At 66.3% G+C, this 25,350-nt stretch carries 22 protein-coding genes; 3 read left to right on the top strand and 19 right to left on the bottom strand.

Annotated elements, in window-relative coordinates:
• Positions 1-118: 118 nt before the first annotated feature.
• From NA11_RS44540 to NA11_RS44535, 9 genes are all read right to left on the bottom strand, one after another.
• Positions 119-1,984 carry a type VII secretion target gene (locus tag NA11_RS44540; RefSeq protein WP_069159715.1) on the bottom strand — a complete coding sequence of 622 codons (1,866 nt, stop codon included), beginning with the start codon at positions 1,982-1,984 and terminating at the stop codon, positions 119-121.
• Positions 1,985-2,047: 63 nt separating this feature from the next.
• The gene (locus tag NA11_RS00620; protein ID WP_141717300.1) at positions 2,048-4,375 is read right to left on the bottom strand and encodes a hypothetical protein; all 2,328 of its coding nucleotides are present in this window, start codon (positions 4,373-4,375) and stop codon (positions 2,048-2,050) included.
• 62 nt (positions 4,376-4,437) lie between these two features.
• Positions 4,438-4,746 carry a hypothetical protein gene (locus tag NA11_RS00615; RefSeq protein WP_069159713.1) on the bottom strand — a complete coding sequence of 103 codons (309 nt, stop codon included), beginning with the start codon at positions 4,744-4,746 and terminating at the stop codon, positions 4,438-4,440.
• Between the two features lie 31 nt (positions 4,747-4,777).
• The gene (locus tag NA11_RS00610) at positions 4,778-5,131 is read right to left on the bottom strand and encodes a hypothetical protein (RefSeq protein ID WP_069159712.1); all 354 of its coding nucleotides are present in this window, start codon (positions 5,129-5,131) and stop codon (positions 4,778-4,780) included.
• The gene (locus NA11_RS00605; RefSeq protein ID WP_069159711.1) at positions 5,128-5,862 is read right to left on the bottom strand and encodes a hypothetical protein; all 735 of its coding nucleotides are present in this window, start codon (positions 5,860-5,862) and stop codon (positions 5,128-5,130) included. The genes NA11_RS00610 and NA11_RS00605 overlap by 4 nt, the downstream gene beginning before the upstream one ends.
• The gene (locus NA11_RS00600; RefSeq protein WP_069159710.1) at positions 5,859-6,200 is read right to left on the bottom strand and encodes a YbaB/EbfC family nucleoid-associated protein; all 342 of its coding nucleotides are present in this window, start codon (positions 6,198-6,200) and stop codon (positions 5,859-5,861) included. Before NA11_RS00600 ends, NA11_RS00605 begins: the two co-directional genes overlap by 4 nt.
• The gene (locus NA11_RS00595) at positions 6,197-7,690 is read right to left on the bottom strand and encodes a PPE domain-containing protein (protein WP_069159709.1); all 1,494 of its coding nucleotides are present in this window, start codon (positions 7,688-7,690) and stop codon (positions 6,197-6,199) included. The genes NA11_RS00600 and NA11_RS00595 overlap by 4 nt, the downstream gene beginning before the upstream one ends.
• 23 nt (positions 7,691-7,713) lie before the next feature.
• Entirely contained in the window at positions 7,714-9,267 is a 1,554-nt protein-coding gene (locus NA11_RS00590) for a hypothetical protein (protein ID WP_141717299.1), read from the bottom strand.
• Positions 9,268-9,306: 39 nt separating this feature from the next.
• Positions 9,307-9,792: a hypothetical protein gene (locus NA11_RS44535; protein ID WP_141717298.1), complete on the bottom strand. Its 486-nt coding sequence runs from the start codon at positions 9,790-9,792 to the stop codon at positions 9,307-9,309.
• A gap of 313 nt (positions 9,793-10,105) precedes the next feature.
• On the opposite strand from NA11_RS44535, the gene NA11_RS00580 reads away from it, so the two are divergent.
• Entirely contained in the window at positions 10,106-11,539 is a 1,434-nt protein-coding gene (locus NA11_RS00580; RefSeq protein ID WP_084653843.1) for a C40 family peptidase, read from the top strand.
• A gap of 222 nt (positions 11,540-11,761) precedes the next feature.
• On the opposite strand, the gene NA11_RS00575 is transcribed toward NA11_RS00580, so the two are convergent.
• The 9 genes from NA11_RS00575 to NA11_RS00535 form a co-directional block, all read right to left on the bottom strand.
• Complete coding sequence (locus NA11_RS00575; protein ID WP_069159705.1) at positions 11,762-12,694, bottom strand: hypothetical protein; 933 nt, start codon at positions 12,692-12,694, stop codon at positions 11,762-11,764.
• A gap of 35 nt (positions 12,695-12,729) precedes the next feature.
• Positions 12,730-15,117: a hypothetical protein gene (locus tag NA11_RS00570; protein WP_141717297.1), complete on the bottom strand. Its 2,388-nt coding sequence runs from the start codon at positions 15,115-15,117 to the stop codon at positions 12,730-12,732.
• A 146-nt stretch (positions 15,118-15,263) separates the two neighbouring features.
• On the bottom strand, positions 15,264-17,795 hold the full coding sequence (locus tag NA11_RS00565; RefSeq protein ID WP_069159703.1) for an ATP-binding protein: 2,532 nt from the start codon (positions 17,793-17,795) through the stop codon (positions 15,264-15,266).
• Entirely contained in the window at positions 17,792-18,319 is a 528-nt protein-coding gene (locus NA11_RS00560) for a hypothetical protein (RefSeq protein ID WP_069159702.1), read from the bottom strand. Before NA11_RS00560 ends, NA11_RS00565 begins: the two co-directional genes overlap by 4 nt.
• Positions 18,316-18,579 carry a hypothetical protein gene (locus NA11_RS00555; RefSeq protein WP_069159701.1) on the bottom strand — a complete coding sequence of 88 codons (264 nt, stop codon included), beginning with the start codon at positions 18,577-18,579 and terminating at the stop codon, positions 18,316-18,318. The genes NA11_RS00560 and NA11_RS00555 overlap by 4 nt, the downstream gene beginning before the upstream one ends.
• A gap of 22 nt (positions 18,580-18,601) precedes the next feature.
• On the bottom strand, positions 18,602-19,609 hold the full coding sequence (locus NA11_RS00550) for a conjugal transfer protein (RefSeq protein WP_245745637.1): 1,008 nt from the start codon (positions 19,607-19,609) through the stop codon (positions 18,602-18,604).
• Between the two features lie 66 nt (positions 19,610-19,675).
• Positions 19,676-20,803, bottom strand: coding sequence for a GAF domain-containing protein (locus NA11_RS00545; RefSeq protein ID WP_167837517.1), 1,128 nt, complete (start codon positions 20,801-20,803; stop codon positions 19,676-19,678).
• 114 nt (positions 20,804-20,917) lie between these two features.
• The gene (locus NA11_RS00540) at positions 20,918-21,808 is read right to left on the bottom strand and encodes an ROK family protein (protein WP_069159699.1); all 891 of its coding nucleotides are present in this window, start codon (positions 21,806-21,808) and stop codon (positions 20,918-20,920) included.
• Positions 21,809-21,865: 57 nt separating this feature from the next.
• A complete protein-coding gene (locus NA11_RS00535; protein WP_069159698.1) occupies positions 21,866-22,345 on the bottom strand; it encodes a hypothetical protein in 480 nt (159 codons plus the stop codon).
• A gap of 267 nt (positions 22,346-22,612) precedes the next feature.
• On the opposite strand from NA11_RS00535, the gene NA11_RS00530 reads away from it, so the two are divergent.
• On the top strand, positions 22,613-23,320 hold the full coding sequence (locus tag NA11_RS00530; protein WP_069159697.1) for a MerR family transcriptional regulator: 708 nt from the start codon (positions 22,613-22,615) through the stop codon (positions 23,318-23,320).
• Positions 23,321-23,380: 60 nt separating this feature from the next.
• Here the strand turns inward: NA11_RS00530 and NA11_RS00525 are convergent, their stop codons facing one another.
• Positions 23,381-24,358: a bacteriocin fulvocin C-related protein gene (locus NA11_RS00525; RefSeq protein WP_069159696.1), complete on the bottom strand. Its 978-nt coding sequence runs from the start codon at positions 24,356-24,358 to the stop codon at positions 23,381-23,383.
• Positions 24,359-24,696: 338 nt separating this feature from the next.
• Here NA11_RS00525 and NA11_RS00520 point away from each other — a divergent pair.
• On the top strand, positions 24,697-25,350 hold a 654-nt coding region (locus NA11_RS00520; protein WP_141717296.1), incomplete at its 3' end, for a Rieske 2Fe-2S domain-containing protein.

The following is a 25,350-nucleotide window of genomic DNA, read 5'->3' as shown; positions in this document are numbered from 1 at the left end:
GAAGTGGTCGTCACCGGCGGGGGTGGAGCCGAAGTGGTCGTCACCGGCGGGGGTGGAGCCGAAGTAGTCGTCACCGGCGGGGGTGGCGGATTGGTGGTTCCCGTCTCCGTCATTCAGCTCAGCTTCCGTTCGGCGGCGTCACCACAGGTGCTGTGATCACGCCCGCTGGCGGCCCGGTGGTGACGCCGGGCGCGGTGACCGCGCCTGCGTCGACCGCAACGCCGGTCTCCCGCGTGGTCTCGGCCGCGGCCACTGCGGCGGGCAGCTCGACGAACTTCGAGTGTCCGACGATCTGCTCATGCGCATACACGGCATCACGCAGGGTTTGCCGGGTCGCCTCGGCGCCGAGCATGAGCACCAACTCATTGCAGCGACGCTCGAATACCAACGCGCGCAACGCCGAAACCTCGTCGTCGATCCGCAAGGCGCCGACATCGACCCGGCCGACATCCACCCGCAACGACAGCATCGAGGCCATCAACAAACCGTCCGCGTCGCGCAGGTCCTCCCACAACTGGTGCGGCACCGGCTGTTCGGCTTGCGCCAACGCCAGGATCTGCTCACGAAGCCGCCGCGCCTCGACCGCCTCGACCGCGGGCGCACCGTTACGCCCGACTCTGGTGTGCGCGTCGAGGGCGAGTTCGGTGCGCCGCGCCCGCAGCGCCGAATCTGCCACGGAGGCTGCGCTTTTCAGCGAGTCCATGGTTCCGGCAATGCCGAGCCGGTCGGACATGTCCACACCCGGTTGGCGCAGGTCCGCGATGTCGGCGGGGCCGACCATGCCCGCGACGGCGACCTCGGGGAGTTGAGCGCGCAAACCCGGATCGATCGGGCCGGACGAGACCAGCGCCGACAGTGTGGCATTGGCCTTTGGTCCCCACACCATGCCGAATTCCACCAGTACTCGCGCCGGATCGGCAATGCCTTCCCACGGCGATCCGCTTGTCTCGCCAAGCATCTCGTCCCACAACCACGGGGTGGACACCTCGCGGGGCAGATACAAGCCCGCGGGCAGCCACCCTCGGCCTTCGTTGGAGGTGATGAAGACGCCGATGCCTTCCGACCCGCGCATCACCGAGACCGCGAACCCCATGCCGACCTCGGCATCCACGGCGGCCAGCACACTCTGCAGCAGTGTTCGGGCAACGATCAGATCGTCGTTGGTCCCGTTGCCGAGCACGTAGTCCGGCTCGGCGTCCTTGTCCCTGGCCCGCGCCACCGCGGCGGCGAACGGTGTCGGCACCGGCATCGGCGGCACCATTGGCGGCTGCCCGTTTGCCGTTGCGGCCGTTGATGATCGGTCGTCCCCAAGCATGCCACCGAAACCACCGACGCCGGGCCCGGAGGTGACCGGCGGGGGCAGCACGGTGCCTGACGCGGCACTGACCGGCGTCGTGGGTGCGGCGGGTGCGGCGGAGGACACGGGCGCCGAGGTGCCGTTGGTCGAGCTCGCGGCGACGCGGGAATCCGGTGTTCCGGAATCCGGCAGCCCACTCGGCCGACCGTTCGCCGGCCCCGTACCCGTCGGTGCACCGTTCGAGCTGCCAGGTGCACCCGTTGTCGCCGGTGCGTCGCCCGGTCGGCTACCGGGGGCAGGCGCCGCGTTCGGCGCTACGGGCCCACCGCCGTTGAGCGGAAGCGGGCCGACGTGCGGGGACCCATTGCTGTCTGGCCCGTCTCCCGCGCGCTTGATGTTCGAGCCGAGATCTCGGTCGGCATTCTCGAAGGTGTCGGCGGAGTAGCGCAACGTCTCCGCGATGCGCGTGTGCTCCGCCGCAAGCTGGAGACCGGCACGCTCACGTGCGCCGTAGTAGTTGAGCAGCGCCTTGTGGACCGGATCGGCGATCGTGCCGTAGTTTTGCGGAAAGGCCTTGAGCCACTCCTCGGGTTGTTTCGCCCATTCTTTGGTGTCGGCCGCGACCTGGTCGTGCTGGCTAGCCAGCTGACGCAGCACTGCGGGGTCGATGTCGATGTTTTCCGGCATGTCCCATCAGATCCTTTCCCACCGCCGACGCACTCATTGTCTGCTCTTCCCACTGGTGGGCGGTCAGCGTTCCCGCCGGGTGCTGATCACCCGGCGCGGCCGTCGGCCATTCGCCTCGGACGCCGATTCCGCGGTGTCCACAAACAATGGGTGCCCGAGAATTTGGGCGTGCGCGTATACGGCGTCACGCATGTGCTGCCGATTCGCCGCATTCGCCGAAAGCAGCACCAGTTCATTGCAGCGCCGTTCGAATATCAGGTCGCGCGGGGCCGATGTCCCTGATTCGGAAAGACCGGCCCGCTCGGACCGCAACTCCCCCAACAACACTCCGGTCACATCGACCTGGCCTGCGAGCACGGATGCGGCGAGCAGATCGTCGACATCGCGGAGCTCGGCCCACCATTCTTCCGGTACCGAAACACCTTTCTGGATGGTGCGCAGAATGCGTGCGCGCAGTGCCGGGGCCCCCAGCGATTCCGTCTGATCGGCCGCGGCCCTGCCGACCCGGATGTGCGCATCCTTGGCCAAGGTGAACACGCGCGCGCCGATCAGCTCCGGCGGTACCGCGGCAGCGCGATCCTGCAACTGCCGCGAGCCGACCACACCGAGCCGGTCGCGCAGGTCCGATCCCGGCTCGGCCAGCGTGCTCACGGTCGCCGCAGGCACCGGACTCACCACGGATACACCGGGCAGCTGTTCGAGCAGGCGCTCCTCGACCGGCGCGGAGGATGCCAATGCCGTGAGCCGACCGCCGAACTTGCGGCGCCACGCCAGGCCGAACTCGGCCAGTATTCGCGCGGGATCCGCCACCGCCTCCCAGGCGGAATCGTCGGCCAGCGCCCACACCCAGGGGGTCGACACCGCATTCGGCAGGAAGATGCCCGCCGGGATCCAGCCTCTGCCCTCGTTCGATGTCACGCAGGCGCTGACGCCGCCGGAGTGCCGCAGCACCGCGACCGCCCAGCGCAACCACGGCGCGATGGGCTCGCTCACCGCGAGCACGTCCGCGAGCAAAGTCCTAGCCAATTGCAGGTCCCCGTCGACACGTTCGCCGACCATGAACGTGGGAGCCGCCGCAGCGGCCATCGCGGCGGCCACCGCGTCGCGCATCGTATCGCTGCCATCGGCTGCCCCCGGCGGCAGTGGATCCCGTTGTGTTGGTGGAACTTTGGACTGTGGCCCGCGGGCACCCGAACCGGGGGTGTTCGCGTCCGCCGTCACGTTCGCGCCTAGCGCCCTCGGATCCACCGAGGGTGCTCGCTGATCGGCGAGCGGGGCGGGCAGGCGACCGGGTCGGTCGGCTGGACCGACGGACACCGAAGCCGCAGTAGCGCTTCCAGGGGAAGCGGGCGAACCTGACTGCGGCAGCAACGGGAGGACCGCCGCTATCGGGACCGCACCGGCGGCGATTCCGGCCGCGGGAGCTGGACCAACAGTGGGCTGAACCGAGGTGGTGTCGTCCTGATCGCCCGGTCCCGGTGTCTCCGTATTGCGCTCGGCAGCACGAGATTCCGGGACGCCGCCGGTCGAACGCGACGTTGCCGCCGCCTCGGGGTCGCCTGCGACAGGATGATCGACCGGCGCGGCGCCGCGGTCGACGCTCGCTTCGGCCCGAGCCGCACCGACCTCCGGAACACCGGCGGGTCCGGTCGACTGCACCGGTACCGCGGGGGGCGCGCCGACCGGCGTGCGCTCGGACGGTTGACCATCGACCATCCATGGCCCGAACACCGCGGGCGCGGTAATCCGATCGCGCGCTTCGCCGTTCGACGACGTGAGCGACGGGCCGGACTCGATCGATCCGCGCGGGTCACTCTGTTGCGACACTTCATCGTTCGGGCTGACTGCGCTGGGCGGCCGGTCAGCAGCCTGAGTCCCCGGACCGAACAACGACTTTCGATCGTCCCATGGCCCCGGCTGCCCCAGCGTGTCGGAGACGAGGTCGAGGGTGGGCAGCCCCACCGGACCGATCGCGCTCAGCGCACCGCGCACCACATCGCGGACCTCGGCCCGCGCGGCGGCCACGATGCCCGCGGTCGCCGCGGCAGGCTCGGCGGCGTCGCCTGCCCCTCGCTCGTCGTCGGCGGCCGCGCTCGCCTCGGCAATCCGGCCGGTGGCGGCGGCGGCGATGTCGAGGATCCGATTACGGGTTCGCGCAACGAGATCCGCGAAGTCCTCGAACGCGACCGCGGTCGCGACCAGCGCATCGGCGAATGACTGCGGATCGGGCTGCAACAACCGCATCTGATCCTTGACCGACTGCAACCCCGCACTCGCACGAACGTGCTGATCGAAGGCATTCCTGGCTTGTTCGGCGGCGCCGACGTCCAGCGTCGCGGCGGCCGACCGCGCGGCAGCGGCCATGCCGCGCCATTCGGCGGGAGCGATCATTGGCCAGTTGTCACCCACGATCTCGGTCCAGTAGGGACTCTGGCGCTCGGGTTCCATAAGCCTCAGTTCGATTCGGATCCAGCGATGCGCACGCCACCCACCGCGTCCGCATCCTCGAGGGCGCGCACGGTGACCAGCGCGCGACGGTAAACGGCCGCCGCGCGGGCGCCGCTCACGGCGAGCGCCCTTTCGAAGGTGGCCCTGACCCACGCGGCGCGGTCGACGAGGGCGTCGTCGATGGCAGAACCGGGATGCTCACGCGGCGTCAACGCCTGCGCGACTCGGGCGACCTGCCCGTTGGCCGCGCCGATCGCGCCGGTGAAGCGGCTCGCCGCCGCGAGCACCTCGGACGGGTCATCCATATCCAGCATGGTTGGTCCTGCCTGCCTGGGATTGCCTCGCTCAAGGTGAATTCGCGCCGAACTCGGCCTGTTCCATCGCCCGGTACGACGCTTCGGTCGGCAGATCGAACGCGTCGATGGTGGACGGCAGCGTGCCCTTGTACGCCATCTCGGCGCGCAACCCGACGCGCGATTTCGCGTGGGCGAGCCGAGCCAGCCGCAGCAGTTCGGCGGCCAGCCAGGCATCGCCGTTGTCCCTGCCCTCGTCGGTGATGTGCAGCCCGACTATTTCGCCGTCACGATTGCAGGCAACACCGGCGGTGTGGTCGGGATTGAATACCTCGTAGACCATGGCGCGCCAGTCCGGCTCGTCGGCGCCGGGGGTATCCGGATCGAGGGGATCGATATCACTCATGTCGTACTCTCCGAAAGCTTTTCGTCGGGCGCGGATACGCGGTCGGGCTTTGGCGGACTGCTCGACGCCTCCTCCTGCGGCGCCTGCAGCCTGGCGGCCAATGCCGTCCACGCGTCGTCGGTGATGCGCATGATCTGGCGCAACTGCCAGAACCGCGCGCCGAGGTACAGCTCGCCGCCGTTCTCGGTGAGGTCGAGATGGTCGATTTCGTCCGTGGCCGGGTTCAAGCACACGGTGGTGACCGGCGGGTGCTTGTCGTCGACGTTGAGGACGGTCGAGCCGCTGCCTGGGATGAATGTTTGCTTGCAGCGCGGACTTCCGGCGATCACCAGGTCGGCGCTGTTGGTGGTCAGCGAGATGTCGGGGTTGAGCAGCAGTTGCATGGCCCAAGCGCGCGCTGCCATCTCGGGGCGATCGCCGTGAATGGCGATGCGGCGCAACTCGCTGAGATCGACGACCAGAACCGATTCGGTCGTGGTCACGCCGACGATAGTCAGGCGTTTGGGGGTTCCGACCGGGAAGGGCAGGTCGTCGGCGGCCAGCGTCGCCACGTCCGCGCCGACCTCGCCGCCGGTATCCGGATGCGCGGACACGGTGCCGGTTGCCACGTCGATGGTGTAGGCGACCAGGGGATTCAACGCCCGCGCGCCGATCCCCGCCAACCGGACCAGGCCTTCCTCGTGCAGCCACCGCACCGTATCGGCGACGGTGACGCCGCCGGATTCGGTCATGGCTGCTGCCCGGATGTGGCAGTGGAGAATTCGGCCGGATCGGTCGGGACGGTGTCCATGATCACCTGGTATTGGCGGGCGGCGTCGGCGGTGCTCTCCCTGATCGCCGCCATGATCTCGGTGACCAGCTCGTCGCTGGTGTGGCGATCGACCGTGCCCGGCGCCAGATACAGATTGAGCAGCCTGCCCATGGCATCCACCTCGGGAATGATCGAGCCGTCCAGCGCAGGCCTGCGGGCCCGGATACCGTCGATCCGCTCCCGTAGCTCGGCGATTCGGTGCCGCAGGTCCCTGGCGGCGTCGAGGGCCGCTTGCACGTCGGGGTGAATATCACTCATGCCTGACCTCCGGATTGCGAGGGATTCTGTGCGGGTGCCGGGGTCGCCGGGGTGACGGTCGGCGCGATCTTCGGCCGCTCCCCGATCACCGGCTCGGTATGTGGTGTGTCGTCGACGTACATCAGTCGGTCGGGATGCCAGGCCACCACCCGGTTGCGTTCGTTGCCGCCACCGGCTTGCCCCATCCCAGGAGCCATCGGCATGTACGGCATCATCGGCGAGGACATCGCGGGATTCGCGCCGCGGACCGGGGATCCGGCCAGCGGCTCGATCGCCGGCGCGCGCGGCATCGGGTTCGAGTTCGCGCTCTGGGTGCCGGTGGAGGCGACCGTCGGCATCGACGCGACGTTGAACTGATCGCTGGTCGAGCTCGGGTCGGGGAAGCCTGCACTGGTGTCCATCGGTACGCCCGAATCGGAAATGCCGGGCATGCCCGCGTTCGAATAGTCCGGCAGACCATAGTCGGAGTAGTCGGAGGGGTAGTCGGACGCGTATTCGGATTGCGGATTCGCCAGCTGACTCAACGGGGCAGCCCCCGACAGCGCGCTCATCACTGTCGGCAGCAGCGAATTGAGCATGCTCATGTCGCCAGCGCCACCATTGCCGTTGGCCGCCGCCACGTTCGACGCGGCGGCGGTTCTGGCCGTCGACTCGGGTGCATCGGCCTCGACCGTGGCCGAATAGCCGGTAACGGTCTCGGCCGAGCGCAGTTTCTGTTCCTGGAATTCGGCGAGCGCCTTCTGGATGCGCACCTCGTCCTTGGACCGCATTGCGGCGACAAGTTCCTTGCGCGTGGCTTTGATCTCTTGCGGCGTAGGGTGTTTGGCTTTCGCGGTACCGAATGCCCTGCCGTAGTTGTCGACGTCGTCGGCGAGCGACCCGAGCCCGGCCGTCAGCTGAGCCAGCTGGCTGCGATACTTTTCCAGCACCGCGGCCGCCTTGGTGCCGGTCGGAGTCCAATTGTGCATCGCGCCCGCGGCGCCGCTGACTTGAGTGCCGATGCCGAGTTCCAGCGCGGCTGCGAAAGTCCGTAGCGCATCGGCGTATCCGGCCGCAGGGCCGGGACCGGGACCCGCGCGCAATTGCTCGGCGAAGATCAGCGGGTCGACTGAGACGCTCCCGGTCGGCGGTGTCGCGCCGGGCGGGCGCCGCGGTGCGAGCGGCGTGATCGCGCCGACCGGATTGGTGACCAGCGACCCGCCACGACCACCGATGGCCCTGCCTTGATCGTCGTCGACCCGCGTGTATTCCTGGGCCGAAACGCCGATATCGCTGGCAGTGCGCTGGATTCGGTCGAGCAATGTGAGCACACCGTTGTACAGCGCGGCGGCCTGGGCATTGAGCCGCGGCACCGTCGCCTGGGAGATCGGGTCGGCGCCCGCGGGCGGCACCCAACCGTTCGGCAGCACCCCGCCCGCCGCCCGCGCCGCCTCTGCCAATTGCGAAGCGGCCGTGACAAGTTCACCGGGATCGACGTTCAGACCTGCCATGGCAGCCTCCTCTCACACTTCGCTCACGCGGTGGTCACCGCAGGCATCGCGTTGGCGGGGTCGACCATCGCCGCATTCGAGTCCTTGCCGCCCGCTGCGGCCAGCTCGATGCCCGCCGGATGCGCGTACCCGAGAAACTCGCCGAACTCGGTGGTGTCCTTGGCCAACAGGTCGGCGAGCGGCTTCTTCTCGCCGTTGACGATGGCCTCCACCGTGCCACCCTGGTCAGGCGGGAACACCACGAGCAGCGCGGTGCGCTTGTCCCACCTGACGACATCGCCGGTCATCAACTCGTTGGGATCGACACGCTTCCCGATCTGCTTGTCGTCGGTCCACTTGGCCTTCGTCTTCTCGTAGGCGTGCATCGCGCCACCACCGCTCTTGTCGACGAACGCCACCCCGAGCGCCTCATAGACCATCTGCGACACCTCCTGCGAGCGTCCGTCGGGCGCGGGATAGGTGAACACCCATTTGCCGTCGGCGTTGGGACCCTTCGCTGGCGTCGTGCCGGGTTGCCCATTGGACGTGTTCGGCGTCGAGGACGCGTTCGAGATCTGTTGAGCAGTCGGCGTTCCGGGTTTGGCCGTTTGCTGCGGGGCCGGTGGTGCGGCAGCCTGCTGTTGCTTGGGGGGCGCGGGCGGGGGCTGGTCGTAGCGTCGCGGATCGGGTGGCCGCTGGTTCATGAAGGGATCAGCCATCTGCCGCTGGTTCATGGCGTTCATCAGCGGCCCGAGCATGCCCATCCCGCCCATGCCCATGTCGGAGCCGAACGGTGACTGCGGGGGGCTGACTTGGGACGACGGCGCATTGCGGGCCTGATTCTGAAGGCTGTCGAGCGCTCGGTTGACTTTGTCCAACGCCTCAGAATTGCTGGGCGGCTTGGTGGTCGGGTCGTTCAGCCCCGGAATACGCGGGGGCTGTTGAGAGCTCGGCTGTTGCGCCGTCGGAATCTGCGGCTGTGGCTGTGGCTGCGGCTGTGGCGGCGGAGCTGGTTGCTGCAGCGTGATCACCTGCGGTGGTTGCTGCGGCGCGCTGGGGGTGGTGTTGGGGTTACCGTTCGGGTTGACCTGCGGAAACCTGACGGCCAGATCGTTGATGTTCTTAATCGCCACGTCCATCGCCTTTGCCCCCACATCGAGAGCGACAGCGACGTAGCCGAGGATGTGGTCATCCTCTTTCAGTGGCGCAGGCGGCGTCTTCGCGCTTGTGTTCATGCTCCGGATCAGCGCCTCGATACTTTTTACGCCATCGAGGTTTACTTTTCCCACGCTGTCCAGCAAGGGATCCAATGCATCACCGCTCCTCTTGAGATCATGGAACGCGGTTTTCAGCTCCCCGGACTTCTCCTCATACTTATCAAAATTGGAATGGGGGCCAGCCACTTGAGGAGGATCCTGCTGGGTGGGCCGAGGGGCCTGGGAACCGGGGCTGAATGCGTCGTACCATGCACGAACGATAGGTACCATCTTCTTGAGAAAGTCCAGGGTATTATCACCATAAACAAGCTCAGGATTATCTGGGTACTGATTTTTTATCGCCTCCCGGTCGGGACCGAGAATCTCAGGCATTTCCGCCACGCCACTACCTCCTTCCGAGTCGCTACGCAGCACTGGCGACTACACGAGGTCTGGGATGGCCTTCACAGGAATAGATAGCGCTACAGGTTTGTCTTCCCCAAGAAATCCGTCTAACGCCAGATTTCCAGCACCGGCGCCGAGAGCCGTGCCCAGCGCACGCGGATTCACGAGAGTCTGCCCAGCACGGATCGCCAGTTCCAATTGCCAATGGTCAGGGGTCTTCATTTTCATACCAAAGCCGAGCGAATCAGTGGTCGCTCCACGGAGAGCGGGAATGGCCTTCCCGACGAGCTTGCCAGCCGCACCACCGAGCATTCCACCAAACAACGCCGCGCCCGCGCCCATACCCGCCGCTTCCGCGAAGTCTCCGAAACTGTCGATGTCACCGTCCAACGCCTCATCGATCACATTTCCCAAAGCTCCACCGAGGAGACGACCACCAGGACCGAACAGGGTGCCAACGGTTGGCAACGCGACTTCGAGCACGTCACCGGCGATATCCGCGAAGCCTTCCCAAAAGCCCATCAGAACTCCTCTCCGTGCACCCGAGGCACCACCACCATCGGGCCACCCTCCGGGCGGCCACATCGACTACGGCGGTGTGCCTGCCACGGGCTCGTCATGCCCAATATTGTCGAGGATTCCCAACGATGGGAACGGATGTGCGAGCGCCACCGGTCAGGATGATCGGTATCAGAAAGTACGTCTGTCGAACGGCCTGTGACCACCGAGTTCGGTCGAACGATCCGGGCAGGAGCAGGAGGAGGCACCCGATGAGCTCGCACCGCTCCGCACGGCGAACAATCGGCGCCACCACCACAACACCGGCGGCACGAGAATGACCTCCCCCGAGCAGCTCTGGCTGGTAGATCCCGAACCACCGGCCACCGAAGAAGGTCATGGCGACGGGGACGCCGAAGGCAACAAGGAAGCGAAGAAGTCAGGGACCACCGAACGACCGCGCGTCGCCGGACCTGGCCAAGGCGCGCCCAACGGAACCAGTCCGGGACAACAAGGCCCAGGCACGAATCCGCCCGCCACCACAGCACCGGGTGCGACGCCCGCACCGCCAGGTAGCGCGCCTGGCCCCGCCGCGCCTCTTGTCGCGCCAACCGCACCCGGCGCAAAGGATTCCGCGCCGGCCGGACCTGCGATCGCCGCGGCGCCGGGCGGCGCCCCGCCACCGCCTGAGGCTCCCCCACCGTCTGCGGCCGCGCCCCCACCCATGCCCGCGATCCCGCTGCCGGATGCGGAGACGATCGCGCAGTGGGCGCCGACCGCGCTAGGGGTAGGCACCATGGCGATGGCCGCGCTGCCGATGATCGGTCAGGCGCTCGCCGGGCTGGCGGGCGGCGGTGCCGGGAACGGCAATTCCACTGGCGCGGCCGGTCAGATCAGCAATTCCGGTCTGACTCCTGAGGCGCAGCGGGCAATGCAGGTCTTGAAGCTGTTGGCCGCGGCCTACGGCGACGGCCCCACCGACGATCCCCGAATCGCCGAGCTACGCAAGGAACTCGGTATCAGCGAGACGGGCGGCGGCAAGACGGCCGACGCGATCAAGGCGGACGAACTCTGGAAAAACAATGCCGCCAACGCTTTCAACACTCTCGACAACCAACTGGTGAACTACATCACCCGCCTCGCCGGCAACAACCAGGTCGACAAGGAGGCGATGAACAAGTTGATCCGCGAGGTCAACGTGGCACTCGCCGAGGTCGGCACCCAGGCGTACACCAAGGCCGGACATGAGCGCGTCCACCAAATCCTCACCGCCGCACTGCAAAAGGCGCACACGATCGTCTCAGCAACGAACGGCAACGCCAGCGAGACCGCAGCGGCCATCAACCAGCTCAGCAACCAGTATCTGCACAACATCGCGGGCCAGCAGGCCCAGCAGGGCGCCGCTGGGGCGACGCCCGCCGCAGACCGAGCGGTTGCGGTCGCGAAGTCGAAGATCGGCAGGCCGTACGTGTGGGCCGCGGAGGGCCCCGACGAGTTCGACTGTTCCGGCCTCATGCAATATTCAGCGGGCCAGGCAGGGGTGAAGATTCCGCGCACCGCCTCGCAACAATACAACCAGCTGCCCAAGGTGGCACCCCAGGACCTCCGCCCAGGCGACTTGATCTTCCCTGCCTCGCGGTTCAACAACGGCGATCCGCAACACGTTGTCATGTACATCGGCAATGGACGGTGCATCGAGGCCCCCCAACCAGGGCAGAAGGTCCACGAGATCGCACTGCCCGCAAGTTATTACGCCAGCCGCTGGACGTAATCCCGCGTACCCAGCCGGCCGCAGCCTAGTGCCGCGTCTGGATACGTCGACTATGAGCCCCGACCGAAGGCGCCCTTCAGTCGGTCTGAGCCGCTGAAGGGCGCCTTCAGCCAGTTGGCAGCTTCAGCATCTATCGCGACCGAGGGTGGCCTTTGGTTGGGTGGACGCGATGAAGGGCGCCTTGGGCCGGAATCGCGCCGACCATTCTGGACGCGGCACTAGTCAGCTACGACGACCGCCGAGCACCCGCTTTACCCGGACATCGTCCGCGGTCGGCATCGCCTGCCGGACATAGCGTCCCGACTCCTCGGTGAGGATTTCGGTCGCGTCCAACGCGAGGCCGACCCTGGTCGGCGCGAAGTCGCCGGAGTCACGGTAATCCCAGAAGACCAGGTCACCGGCCGATGTCGCCGATGGCTCGACGCGTTGTCCGCAAGCGCCTTGGCTGGCAAGGTCGTTCGGCAACTGCACGACGACCGGTGCGGCGTTCGGATCGAGCGGTTGACCGCACCAGCTCGGGGCGGTTTCGGTGGGCGTGACCACACCAACGGACCCCGACTTGGCGCAGTATCCGGTCACCGCCGCAGTCGAGGCGCGGTAAATGATGTCTTGCGTCATGGCTTGGGCACTTACGGAACCTCCTGTGGTTCCAGATGACTCGGCTGAACCCAGGTAGCCGAGGGCAACCTCCCGCGCGCAATCGACTGCCTGCCCCGCGTTACTCGTTTGCCGCGACGAATCCTGCGGCGGCGCAATCCGCATAGCCGAGAAGCACGCGCGATACCACGGCGGCGTCTTGGTGTCGTCGTCCGCAACGGTCGCTCCGGCAAGCGGATTCACGGTGGGCCACTCAGAGGTGGCACCGGCGGCAGTCTGCTGGGGCGTCTGGCTGGACCGGGCGGTAGTGCTGGTCGGCGTGACTGTCGACGTGCCTGCGGGCTCGTCCCGCAGCACGCTTTCACACTGGTCGTGCACATACTCTTTGGCGTTGGAATTCTGCGTGGCCAGAGCTGTCAACAAAGTCAACGGAATCGATAAGCCGCAGAAGACCAACGTGAGAACGAAGATAATCAGGCCGGTCTGACCAGATTTGGCCGATGACGAGTGCGCTCGGTGTCGCAGCACAACCCGCTGCAACACCGAGCGCGCCAGCATCTGGGTGACTATCGAGCGAAAGAGCAACAAGAAACCTACCGCCGTTCCCGCAGCAGATCCTGGACCACGTCCATCCCCGGCCCGTACGACCTGGCACCCGGATTGTTCACGAAGTCTGGCCTGGTTGGGGTGTTGTGCGCAGTCGTGGGGATATCGTGCTGCCAGTGGCTCGTGCTGACGGCGGCCCAGATCTTTTCCCTCGCTACACGCAGCAGATGGGGATCCGTCGGAGTCCACACTGCCGCGTCTACCGTATCCCGCACCGCGTTGGCCTCACTTTCCGAAATCGCGTGCATCATCCGCAATGCCGAAATCGAGCTGAGGCTATGAAGCTCAGGGGCCACGCCGCCGCTGTTCGGGGCGCTGTGCATAGCAATCGGATCCTCGCCATCTGCGATGCGCTGTAGGTGCCGCATGGTACGTCGCGAACGGATGGGATCGTCCGGATCTATAAACCTGTTCACGAGGTCCTGTTCACTCTGGCTGAGCCGAGTCATCGAACGATTTTCGCGATACGGTCGGTGCATTTCATACGACATTTGCTGCAATGCAGAGTAGTCGGCAGCGACTTTTTTCACCGGCTGGACGGCAGGGCCATAATCTCTCAATTCGGCCGCCGAATCCTGAGCGAGTGCGAGTGCGGCTACCACTTTCGCCATGTGTGGATTGGCCCCTGGATTCGGATCGGCGTCGTCCGTGACACGTCCCGCTGCCTTCTGCGCATACATCATCGTCTCCATGTCTTTCCACTCCTCGAGGCTGTGGAATGCGCCACCGACATGGTCCCTGGGCAACCCGGCGTCATTGAGAGCCGTCAGAATCGCCGCCGCGCCACGAGCAGTGTTCGGACCGCCTGGTGCATTCTCCATGGCTTGGCGAGCGACAACCGTGTGCATGGAACGGTCCGCTGAGGCCTGGGCCGACCAGCCGTGGGCACCGCCCAAACCATCCACGGTCTCCCGTTCCATCGCGCTGAGATCCGCTCGTCGCTGCAGACCCGCGTAGGGAAGCAACGGGTTTCGCCGCCCGCCTAGCATCCATGCCGTGAGCGGTGAACTGCCGATGACCGACACTGCCCCGAGCGCACTGAGGAGCGTATGCCCGGGAGAAGAATGCATCGAATTCCCAAGCCCGACCAAACCCATACCACCACCTCCACCGCCGCCACCCCCTCCCGGCGCGGCGAAGATACCGCCGGACGCGATCGACTGCCCGATCCGATTCGCCACCGCGTCGCTGGTGGCGTTGAACCGATCGTTCATCCGTTTCGACTGCACGATGCCGACGATCATGACGATCACTACCAGCATGACTATCAGCAGCACATCGTCGTCCGACTCCTCCAGCAAGCTGCCGCAGACGGCGGTATAGACGGCGAGTATGAAGATATTCGCAACCATCCGCACAAAGGCCATGAAGATGTTGACGATTCGACGGATCAGGGCAAGCTGAGTGTCCCCGTAGATGAACCCGCCCATGGGGAGATCCCAGAACACCAACACCATTCCGTTGTATATCCCGTCCGCCCAGGCCATGAACACCCCGAACGAGAACTTGATTCCGAACCACGCCATCGGGAGACTGACGATGAAAAGGACGAATCCGACCCCGATCTGGCCGGCGTTCGGATTGTCGGCAGCGTGCCGTGCAGTGGTGTCACCGCAGTTCGTCAGTCCCTCTTTGATCTGCTTTTCACTCTGGTTGAGCGTGCCATTCGTAAATGCGATCTTGCACAGCGGCTGCTTGTCGACGACGTGACCGTAATTCCACTTCTGTAGCAGTTTTCGGGTGCGGTCGGCCGACCCACTCTGCAAGGCCTTGGTCATGGCCGCCGGATCCGGATCGTTGTTGCCGAGTGCTGCGGCGCCGAGCGCCACCCCGAGATCGCGGCCCTGCCCGAAGGGACCGTCCCCGGCGACCGCTTCATGCAGTGGAAAGGCCATCACCAGCACTCCGCCGAGCCCTACTCCGAACATGAAGACTGTCTGCATCGCCGCCTTGGCGGGCTTGCCGGTCACCACGAATATGCCGACAAAAAGAGAACCGATCGTGGTGCCTGCCAGGAACATCGCCCAGAGCGGCAGTTGCCCGAGCATATTTTCGGTGACCCCTACGAAGATGGCTCCCACGCGATCCGCCCACGAAAGGCTGACAGCGGTGCCGGATATCCAGTCACCGAAACCGATGATCTCGCGCCAGCCAGCGAACTGGAGGCTGAGCACCATGGCCATCGCCGTATTCCAGGGGCTCAGGATGCCGCCGGTATCGGTGACGAACATGTAGTACGACACCGGAACTCCCGAGGAATCCCGGGCGTCACCCCAGCCGAACGCAGTGTATCCGGAACCGCCGAGGCTGCTGCCCGACTGTGCGGTGACTACCGCGCCTAAGATTCCGGGAAAGACGAACAGGGCGAACAGCATTGCGAGCACCCAGGCGGTCCGGTGTCGTGCGCGCGTGGCGGTCAACCAGCTCCCACACCGCCGCCGCACCATGCTCGGTTGCCAGTGCGCCGGATCCCATGAGGCCAGGACAGCGATCGTCCGGGAAACCGCGTCCCTGCGGAGCATCAGGTGACCGCCTCGCGCTGCTTGGCGAGGGCATTCCCGTCGCTCGTCGCCACCGGGGTACTGGTGATCGCCTCCGCGCGGTCGGGGCGGGCGGGTCCGAGGACCTTGCCGCGACCGATCCGGTTCAACGCATCTCGCATGAACATCTCGCCGCGGCGCTGTATCGGCACCTGACGACCTGGCCCGGTCGGCGGCGAGGTCTCCTCCCGCAGAATCTGCAGCAGGAACGGCGCCGCGTCCAGGTCGACGCCGAGCCACTCCAGACTGTTGCGCGCCAACGTCTCGTCGCGCTGGCGAAACACGAACCGATTGGGAATCAGATTGTGTGCCGCGCCTTGGAAATCCGCGCCCGGGTCATGGGAGGCCAACCCGATGGCGGCGAGGTGCTTGCGGCCGTCCCTGCTGAAGTCCGAGGTCACCGCCGCGCCGACTTGGGTCTGGGTGAAGTGGTGCGCTTCGTCTCCGACCAGCAGCCCGAACCGGCCGTTGTCGGAGAGAAAGGCCTCGCGGGCCGCGACACCGACCAACTCGTAGAGCGCCGTGCCCAGCCGCTTGGTCAACGGCAACCGGTTGTACAGGTGTGGCGATGTCAGTTCCTCGGCGGTCGGCAATGCCAGTTTGTGCGTGCGCACGACGGTCGCGGACGCGGTGAGGCGCAGCGGCGGCAGCGTCGCGTCGAACAGCACCGGCACCCGCTCGACCACCGTGCCGAGCCGAGCGGCGAGATCGGCGTAATCCTGGTCGTGCACCGCCGTGTCGCGCAGTCGGCAGACCACATCGTAGAAGTCTCGCAGGCTCCGAATGCCATGCTCAACAATGCTTTTGGCGGTGAGCAGATTGCTTGCTGCGGCACCGGGACCTGAGGTCGGCGACAGATCGAGCAGCGGGAGAATCGAATCGAGCGTCCGTTCGCCCGCAATCCTCGGCTCGAACAGGCGTAGCGGATCCAGCGACACCTTCGGCTCGGCCAAGTCGATCACCACCGCGTTGTCGATGGACGCGGCGAAGTGCGCCCACTCCCCCACCTGACTGCGATCGATGGCCAGGAATTGCCCGCCCATGTCATGCACGAGCACCGCCATGAGCTTCAAAAAATAGGATTTGCCTGAGCCGAGTTCGCCGGTGACCGCGAACGAGGCGGACAGGTCGTGCAACGCCGCTTCCATGATGCCGAAATGGATCGGCTCGAAGTTGCCCGACAACAGGTTCACGCCGATGATCGGTCCGCTGTCGTCGCCGACCTCCGCGGTGGTGAACGGGACGAAACCGGCCCACATGTCCGAGGGCACGATGTGGGCGAAATCGTCGAACGCCCGGCGCGGCGGGCACCCGGGCAGCAGCATCGACCACAGATCCACCTGGGCGCCGATCGGGGAGGTCAGGTCGATCTGGAAGCGCTTGTAGCGGCGTTTGAGGGTGTTGACCGCCTCGAGGGTGGCGTCACGCGAAATGCCGCCCACCGCAATGACAGTGGTGAAGGAGACCTCCGACTCGCCGCCGTTCACCTCGAAATGCTGGTTGTACTCGCCGAGCATCTTCGCCTTGCCCATCAACGTGTTCTGCGCGAAGGACACTTCCTGGTCGCGCTGGTCCATCTGCTCGCCGAGCCTGCGCAGGTTCTGCTCGTTCGACTTGAGCACCTGCTCGGCAGGCCTGGTCGAAACCCGGATACCCCAGTCGACGGTGGCGTTGTCCAGCCCTTCCAGCACGCTGAGGAACTCGCTGCCCCCGGGAAAAGTCATGCCCCCGTACGGAAATGAGTTGGGTGTGAGCATCGACTGATAGGAAACGCCATACGTGTAGTCCGGCTGCACCACCTTGACCACCGGGACGAAGGACGGCCGGATCCGCCGCGAACTGTCGGTCTGTGCGCCCTCGTCGAGTGCCGCCGAGCGGAATACCGCCGCGGTGGCTTCATCGAGCACGCCCGCGGTGGTCGGTGCGACGGGATCGGCGACCGAACCACGGGAAAGGTAGTGCTCCCACAGCCATTGGAACAATGCGGCGGGCACCGGAACCGGATCGAAGTCGCCGCCGATCCGCGACAGCGTCTCGTTCGCCTTCTCCAGGTACTCGTCCAGATCGGCGCGCGACAGGGCGGCGGCATCGATCGTCGAGGTACTGCCGCGCCACATCCGCGACAGCGCCGAGATCCCGGAGTTGCTGGCGCCCACCGGAATCGAGAGCAGATAGAGCCGCGTCAACGGCCTGATGTCGCGAATCCGCTCGAAGGAGCCAACCACCTCGATCGCGTAGTCCTCGCAATCGTCCAGGTCCACTCCTTCGACCATTTTGGTCAGCACGTCAATCGTGTTGAGCCCTGCCTGGATCCCGAGCAGCAGCGCGCCACCTGGCAGATTGTTGATCAGCGCATGGTGGGCCTGCTTCACCTCCATTTTGTCGCTCGACCTGCGCAACCCGTAGCCGAGGGGGTTGATGAAGTAGGTTGCTGTCACCAAGCCGGAGTGGGTGAACTGCAGATTCCCACGGATCGCCGCGGTGGGTTGAATATCGCGCCCGAACAAAGTCATTCACGTCCTTCCGCACCACTGCCGTTTCCGTTGCTCGCGATCCGCGTCTGCAGCTCGGCTCCGCTGCCCGTACCGAGGAGCGCGAGCAGCGGTTCGGACTGCACGGCTTTCGTTGCGCGGGCAGTGTCGGTGTCCGGGAGTAGCAGCACGACGGACTCCTCGATGAACAGCGTCTGGCGCGCCGACTGCGCATCGATCGGCACGCCGGACGCGGAAACCGGTGTGCGCACGAAGGTCACGCGCAACAGCCACAGCATCCGCGAGACCATCCTGACCCCGGTGTAGGGCACCAGGCCGAGTAGGAAGACGGTGCCGATGGTCGCGACGAGGCCGATCACGAACGTGACGGCCGGGTTGACCGGCAGGTTCATCGCGAGAATCGCGGTGAGCAGCAACAACCCCGCCAATGCGCCCATCTGCGGCAAGGTATACGGCCCGAACGGCAGCTTCTGCCCGTTCTGCGCCTTGCCGACCATCGTGGGAACACGTTTGATCGGCGTGAATACCTTGATGACCTGGCTCACTGGCCATAACCACCGATGGGGTACTCCGGAACGATCGTGCCGAAGTCGTAGCGTGCGTAGTTGATCAGCGACGGCAGCACCCAGATCGCCACGCCGGCGAAAACAGCCCCTGCGAGGACCATGGCGGTCCGCCCGAGTGACAGTTTATCTCGAGCACCAGAGCTCACCAGCACGCCGATCGCGATCAGCACGATCATGAACAGTCCGCCGACCCTGGCAAAGTTCGTCAAGGAGGATAAAAAGCTGATTGTGTAATTCATTGGGGACCAACCCCTCTCATCTCTACTTCTGAGTTGCCGGTGGAACCTGGACCGTCGTAGTAGTCGTGGTGGTCGTCGCGGGGCCCGCGGGGCCGCGAGCATCCCCCTGACCGACCTCGGCGAGCGGATTCGCCAGCGCCGGAATCGGTTCCATCGTGCGCACCTGCCATTGCCCGCCGCTGCGCGCCAGCGTCAGCGGATAGGCCATGGCGGGCAGCGCGGCTGTCGCGTCGCCCTTCGGCGTGACGGTCGCGAGCACCCGTGCCACGTCACCGCTCGCGCCGCAGTCCCTGCTGTCCGAAAGCACTGCCACCGCCTCGATTCCAGTGAGCGGCGCAGGCTGCAGCGCGACGATGCCCGAATTCGGCACGGTGTATCGGCTCACGTCACCGGAACCGGCGAGCAACGCACCGAGGAAACCCGAAGAGACTTGCGCCAGCGGCGATTCCGGGCCGCACGAGCCGCTGTAAGCGAGCGAGAGATCGATGCCCTTGCTCGGCCCGGCCACCGCGGCAGGCAACGCGAGCGCCCGAGGCCGCCCGCCCGCCAAGGACACCGCGACCCGGAAGTATTGCCTGACATCGCTTGCCGTGACGATGCCCGCCTTGCCGATCCGCACCGACACCGTCACCGACCAGACGTCGATATTCCGGTTCGTCATGGCGCGCGACACGTAAACGACCATGGGGTCGGCGACCTGTCGAGACACCGTCGGCAAGCTGACATGCTGTGCGGTGCCGACATATTCGCCGAGCCGCTCCTGTTGCCCGTTGTTCGCGGTCAGGTAGGTCACGACGAATTGCTGGGCGAACGCCCCAGCCAGCTGGGCGCGCCCCACCGCGCTGACGGCGGCCGTATCCGTGGGTGGCGGCTGCGGCGGGGTGAAGAAGTCGAGGACGGCGTGGCCGCCGCCGAGCACCGCGAGCACGGCCAAGACCGCCATCACGATATTGTCGCGACGCCGCCGCACGGCCATTCGGCGAAGGAGTGCTTCGCTCGAATTCGCCGGTTCGGCCGCCTTTGTCTTCACTCTCGAAATGGTAGAGAGCAGCGGGACTTCCAGTTTGTCAGCAGTTCCCACGCCTGGGAGGACGGATCAATAGGCGGCAATTCTTTTCCGGCGGCCCGCGAGCCGATGCCGGAGCTGATCGTCATAGCCGATCGGTGTCGACCTCGGCACCGACTCTTCGGGCGACTCCGGTAAGGAAACCTCGTCACGAAGATGGACAGCCTGCCCGATCGCCAATTGTGTGCTCGCGTAGCCAGGGTAGGGGTAGAGCAGCAGCGACGTCATCGTGTATCCGCCGCTGTAGTTGAGGGTCCGCACGGTCACCCCCACCGTGTCGCCTGCGTGCAGCCTGCCGCCGAGTTGCATGATCCGCTCGCGGTCATCGGGATGGAAGACATCGATGGGCCGGAACAGGTAGTCCCACCGGATCCACGGCGCCGGATCGGTCAGCCAATGCGAGATGCTGGCATGCTCGAGCTGGAGCACCGCCAGGTGCGTGCCCGCCCTGCGGTGCGCCTCACGCAGCCCGGTCCGTTCCAGGGTCGGCCACTCCGCGGCCACGTTGTCGGAGGTGATGTCCTCGACCAACAGCCAAGCGCCCCTTGTCCGTTGGTCGTCGCGAGCGCGCATGGTGATCCGCCACTGCGCCGCGCGGCCCTGCTCCGGCGTGATGGTCACGTCGAACTGCAGCTTGTCGCCGGGCTTGGGGTCGTAGAGCAGATCGAGGACCTCGGTGTGCCGGTCGAAGGCCGACATCCGATGGAACAGTTCGGCAATCGAGGTCCGCGGCGCGTATTCCTCCGCCGAAAGACCGCTCAACTGCGTGATGCCGCTCGGCTGCTGCATCGTCTGGGTTTCGAGGTCCCAGATGACGCCGACAGCGGGTCGCGGCGGCGGGACCGGCGTGCTGGCCGACGCGAGCCACATGCGCACCGCGTGCACATCACCCGCCGGACCGAGGATCGGCCGAATCAGCAGCCGATGCGGGCCGGAACCGGTCGCGATGGTGAGGTCGACGGCCTTGGCCTGATCCCGCGCCTCGACGAGCGCCTCGATGAGCCGCGCGGTACTGAGGCCGTCATAGAGGGCAGGAGACTTGGCGAGCAGCCGCTGGATCGTCCGGTGCAGCCCGGCGAAGTCGCGCGGTGCGTCACCCACCGATGCCATCGACATGCTGTCCGGCGCCAAAACCTCGATCGTCGCCCACTCTGTCACTGCGCCACACTTCGCACTTGCCGTACCAGCCGTTCCGTTCTATTCGGCACTCAATCTTGTTCCGAAGAACAATGTACCGTTAGATAGCGGCGCACTCAATGGGATGTTTACCCGCTAGCGGCGCGGCGTCAACGCAAGCAGTCCGGCACCGGCCAACCCGCCGAGCTCACCGAGCGTCGACGGCACGACCCGCAGGCCAGGCAGATAACTGAGCTGGGCATGGGCCGCGACTGCGGCACTGAGCGGCTCCCACAGCGCGGGCCCCGCCGCCGCCATCGTGCCGCCGACCACGGCGAGATCGAGATCGAGCAGCGCGGCCGTCGAGACAATCGCCAGACCGAGTGCGGTGCCTGCCCTGCCGAGCGCAGCGGCGGCGATCTCGTCCTTCACTCGTGCGGCGGCGACCAGCTCGTCGACCGACGCACCGCCCCACCCTCGGTCCTGCGCCCAGCGCACCGCGGCGGCACCACCGGCGACCGCCTCCAGGCAGCCACGGCTGCCGCAGGCACACGGCTCGTCGTAACCAGGCACCAGCACGTGACCGATGTTGCCCGCGTTGCCGGTCCGGCCGACAACCACAAAGCCGCCGACCGTGATGCCGCCGCGGATCCGGTCCGAGACCGTCAGCGCCAGCGCATCCATCGCCTCCTTGGCCGCCCCGATGTTCCGCTCGGCAAGCGCCAAGCAGACACCGTCGACCGCCAAATACACCGAGGCACCGGGAAAGGCCGCCTCAGCTGCCGCGACGATCGCGAAACCCGTTCGCCACTCGGCGATTTCGGCGGGTGCGACCACCCCGGCCGCCATGTCGATCGGGCCGGCACAGGCGATACCGAGGGCGGTGATCTCCCTGCCCTCGGCGACCTCCTTCAGCAGCGCCAGACACCGATCCCACGCACCGTCGGCGGGTATCGGCACCTGACGCACGTCGTCGGCCTCGACGTCCTGGGCCACCCTGGACGCCGCGAAACGGGTCGGACCGATCTCCAAGGCCAGCGCTGTCATGGTTGTTCCACCAGAATTCCGTTCGATGCCAAGAGGTTTCGATGCCGGGGTGCCGGCTCAGAGATCGCCGGTTCCCGTCGGCTCCAGCGGGCGGCCGAGGATCAGATGGCGATGCGGCGCGACGGGCGCCGGTTCGCTGCGGATCGGCCGTGCGCCGTTGCGGATGATCCGCAGCGGCCGGTTCCGATCAATCGGCAGCGGCCGGTACCGGTCCAGGTCGTCGACGACCCTGCCGGAGTTGTCGTATCCCACGCCTGCCCAGATCAGCGCCCGCGGGGCGTCGCCGCGCGCGATCAGCGTCTGCGCGAACTCCTGACACTGGGACAACAGCGGGCAGCTGTGACAGATTCGGACCGCGACCTTCCAGCGGATCGGGGTGCCGACGTCGAGGTCCCAGTCGTCGGACATGCCTTCACACGCCGGTCGAGCGGCGGTCTTGGGGGGAAGTGTCTCGGCCGAGATGGTCGAGACGGTCGCCAGGGTCGTGACGCTGGCGGACGCGCCGCTGAAAGGCGCGGGAATGGGGGTAGTGCTCATGGCCGTCTCCGAGGAATGCCGCGGGCACGCCAACTTTCGATGCGCGTACCCAGTGGTCGGGCGGGCATCAGGGCTGCTCAACAGTCCCCGGAAACCGGCAGTCAATACCGGTACTGGGAGAGTAATCGACCGGTGCGGCCACGGCAAGGATCATTCCGCTAAACGACGGCACGTTATCCAAGACGTTACCTGGTCGTTACGCTGTATAGCGTCTCATTATCCCACGTGACATTTTCCTACGGGTCGAACTTGTGGTTTCCTTATCTCATGGCTGTAGATGTCGAGTACACCATCGACGAACTGGCACGGGCAGCCGACACCACCGTCCGCAGCGTCCGCGTCTATCACGAGCGTGGGCTGCTGCCGTCACCAGAAGTGCGCGGACGGGTCGGCTACTACGACACCGATCACCTCAATCGGCTGGAAACCATCAGCAGGCTGCTGAGTCGAGGGATGAAGCTCAACGGGATCAAAGAGTTGCTCGCGGCCTGGGACCGCGGCGACGGACTGGCCGAGGTCCTCGGCGTCCCCGAGCAACCCGCCGCGGCGACGGCCGCACCCGCGCAGGAGTATCCCGACCCCGAACTCCCCGAGTACGCCAAGCAGGCGCTGGCATCCAACGGCGATCCCGTGGACACCTACCGGCTGACCAACCCCCGATGCGGCGATCTCGCCGCCCGCCTCGTCGAGGCAGGACTCGCGCCTAGCGACGCCTTTCACCTGGTGGAACGCCTTCGCGCGGACTGCGACCGGATCGCCGATCGCTATGCGGACCAGGTGTACGGGCCGCTGGCCGTCGAGGCATACCTGCAATCCGGCGGCGAGGCCAAAGACCGCACCAAGCTGGACATGGACCTGGCCATCGCGCGGCTGATCGCGGAACGCGCCGCCAGTGAGCTGATCGATCAAGCCTTCTGCAGGCGCGCCGAGCAGATCACCGCGAACCCGCCGGACGGATCCACGCCACCATCCTGACCAGGGCGGCGATCATCACCTCTGCGGGCAGACCGCCGATAGGGGGCTACCGGATGAGGGTTATCGGCACAGTCCGGCGCACGGCTCGTTCCAGAACCAACCACAGCCGTCGCTGAGATAGTTGCAGTTGTCGCGCCCCGGCTGGTTGTGGCAGGTGTACCGACCGCAATAGTCGTGCTGAAAGGCGCATTCGCAGTCGCGGTAGCGGGCGACCTGCGTGGTCGCCGCCTCGATCGGGCCGAGCATCCCGAAGGCCTGATACACCTCGTGCGCGCCGAGCTCGGCCACCGCCGACCGGTGCACGTCTTCGGCCTGCCGCAGCTGCGCGACACCCTGGGCGGTGAACACCGATTCGCGTGCGGCAAGTGCTGCGGCGCGGTTGAGGACGTCAAGTTGCTCGGTCGTCAAATGCGGACGGGCGCTACGGTATTCGCGCAGATGCGCGGACCACAGCGCACTGCGGACCGCGGGCGGGGATGCCTGATAGATCGCCCGCCGGTAGGCGAGCGGATAGGCGATCACCTCGGCGTAGCCGCGCGGTAAGTTCGCGCGGTTGGCCAACACCCACGCCTGCGCGGATTGCTCACCTTTCGTCGCGAAGGCGGGCGTATTGCCCGTGAAAACCAGGCCTGCCGCGACACCGGCGCCTGCGGCGAGCCGAAAGAAGCGCGCCCTGCTGACGACATCAGGTGCGGCACCGGGCAATTCGCCTGCCTTGCCTGCCGCTTGCCGCTGCAGCCGCCCGAGCGCGGACATCACCCGCAGCGTCGCGGCGGGCCCGAGCACGCGCGCGAGTCGCCACCCGAGCACCGGACCGGTCCACGCGCGCACCCGCGGCCCGGTCACTCGTAATAACGTTGGCGCCCAGTCTATTTCCCGTCCGAGGGCCTGGTCGCGCCAGCGCCGAACATCGGCGTTGGCCAGCGGAAGCACCTCGAGTCTTCCGTCACACGCATGCGCGACCGCGTCGGAGATCTCCCGGCAGGTACCACAGGACGCGTCGAAGGCAAGCACCCACCGTTCCGAATCTTTGTTCACAGCTTTCTCCTCTTTATCTCCGGATTCGGCCGTACCGGCCCCACCGTCGGCCTACAGTCGCCGAATAGGTAGACCAGGTACATCCGTAGTAGCGAAACGGGAAACCTGAATCGGCGCTTTCTTGTTTCGCCGGACCGAAAGCGCATTCCGGAAAACTGCAGCTGCCACCATTTATCGGACAACACTTAAGCAGTTCTCCGAATAAGGTGATCCCCGTAGGGATATCACCTATTCCAAGTACCGATTGAACGGTCCGCTGACCCCGAGGTACGTTTCGGCACGCCGGTAGCCCGGCCGCGGCGGCGAATCCCGAAGAGCCGCGGCGCGATCGATGATCGATGGAAGTCGAATCCATGCTGCGTATCGAATTACCCGACAAGCGACGACGGTCCCTCGGCGCGCCACTGGCGGCACGAGAACCGGCCGACGCGCCGCCCCCGTATCCGTATGGCTGGTTCGCGGTGGCGTTTTCCGGTGAGCTGCGCCCGGGTCGACTGGTGACGAGGACGTTCATGGACCGCGAGATCGTCCTGTTCCGCACCGCGGCGGGGACGGCACGGGCGGCCGAGGCGTACTGCCCGCATCTCGGCGCCCATCTGGGGCACGGCGGCACCGTGGTCGGCGAGGAACTGCGCTGTCCATTTCACGGATTCCGCTATTCGGTGTCCGGGCGCTGCTCGTATTCGCCGTACGGCGCGCCACCACCGGCGGCTCGGCTCGGCCTGCTCGAATTACGCGAGCTCAGCGGCGTGCTCATGGTGTGGCACGGTCCTGCGGGCGAGGAACCATGGGAGATCGAACCACCCGAAGATCAGTCAGGGTGGCGGCCGCTGCGCACCAAACGCATGCGGCTGCACAGTCATCCGCAAGAGGTGACCGAAAACAGCGTCGACTTCGGTCATTTCAGCGTGTTGCACGGGTTCCGTGACGCGCGCATCGTCGAGCCGCTTACGGTCGACGGCCCGCGTTTGCGCACCAGCTACGCGTTCACC

This window comes from Nocardia altamirensis NBRC 108246, assembly GCF_001612685.1.
Taxonomy (GTDB): domain Bacteria; phylum Actinomycetota; class Actinomycetes; order Mycobacteriales; family Mycobacteriaceae; genus Nocardia; species Nocardia altamirensis.
This window is presented reverse-complemented; position numbering and strand designations above follow the sequence as displayed.

Bases quoted from the DNA above. Each gene is read 5' to 3' on its own strand.
- NA11_RS00565 (WP_069159703.1), bottom strand. From the start codon at position 17,795: ATGACTTTGTTCGGGCGCGATATTCAACCCACCGCGGCGATCCGTGGG.
- NA11_RS00575 (WP_069159705.1), bottom strand. From the start codon at position 12,694: ATGCTGGCGCGCTCGGTGTTGCAGCGGGTTGTGCTGCGACACCGAGCG.
- NA11_RS44540 (WP_069159715.1), bottom strand. From the start codon at position 1,984: ATGCCGGAAAACATCGACATCGACCCCGCAGTGCTGCGTCAGCTGGCT.
- NA11_RS00615 (WP_069159713.1), bottom strand. From the start codon at position 4,746: ATGCTGGATATGGATGACCCGTCCGAGGTGCTCGCGGCGGCGAGCCGC.
- NA11_RS00595 (WP_069159709.1), bottom strand. From the start codon at position 7,690: ATGGCAGGTCTGAACGTCGATCCCGGTGAACTTGTCACGGCCGCTTCG.
- NA11_RS00530 (WP_069159697.1), top strand. From the start codon at position 22,613: ATGGCTGTAGATGTCGAGTACACCATCGACGAACTGGCACGGGCAGCC.
- NA11_RS00570 (WP_141717297.1), bottom strand. From the start codon at position 15,117: ATGCTGTTCGCCCTGTTCGTCTTTCCCGGAATCTTAGGCGCGGTAGTC.
- NA11_RS00535 (WP_069159698.1), bottom strand. From the start codon at position 22,345: ATGAGCACTACCCCCATTCCCGCGCCTTTCAGCGGCGCGTCCGCCAGC.
- NA11_RS00540 (WP_069159699.1), bottom strand. From the start codon at position 21,808: ATGACAGCGCTGGCCTTGGAGATCGGTCCGACCCGTTTCGCGGCGTCC.
- NA11_RS00605 (WP_069159711.1), bottom strand. From the start codon at position 5,862: ATGACCGAATCCGGCGGCGTCACCGTCGCCGATACGGTGCGGTGGCTG.
- NA11_RS00580 (WP_084653843.1), top strand. From the start codon at position 10,106: ATGACCTCCCCCGAGCAGCTCTGGCTGGTAGATCCCGAACCACCGGCC.
- NA11_RS44535 (WP_141717298.1), bottom strand. From the start codon at position 9,792: ATGGGCTTTTGGGAAGGCTTCGCGGATATCGCCGGTGACGTGCTCGAA.
- NA11_RS00600 (WP_069159710.1), bottom strand. From the start codon at position 6,200: ATGAGTGATATTCACCCCGACGTGCAAGCGGCCCTCGACGCCGCCAGG.
- NA11_RS00620 (WP_141717300.1), bottom strand. From the start codon at position 4,375: ATGATCGCTCCCGCCGAATGGCGCGGCATGGCCGCTGCCGCGCGGTCG.
- NA11_RS00610 (WP_069159712.1), bottom strand. From the start codon at position 5,131: ATGAGTGATATCGATCCCCTCGATCCGGATACCCCCGGCGCCGACGAG.
- NA11_RS00555 (WP_069159701.1), bottom strand. From the start codon at position 18,579: ATGAATTACACAATCAGCTTTTTATCCTCCTTGACGAACTTTGCCAGG.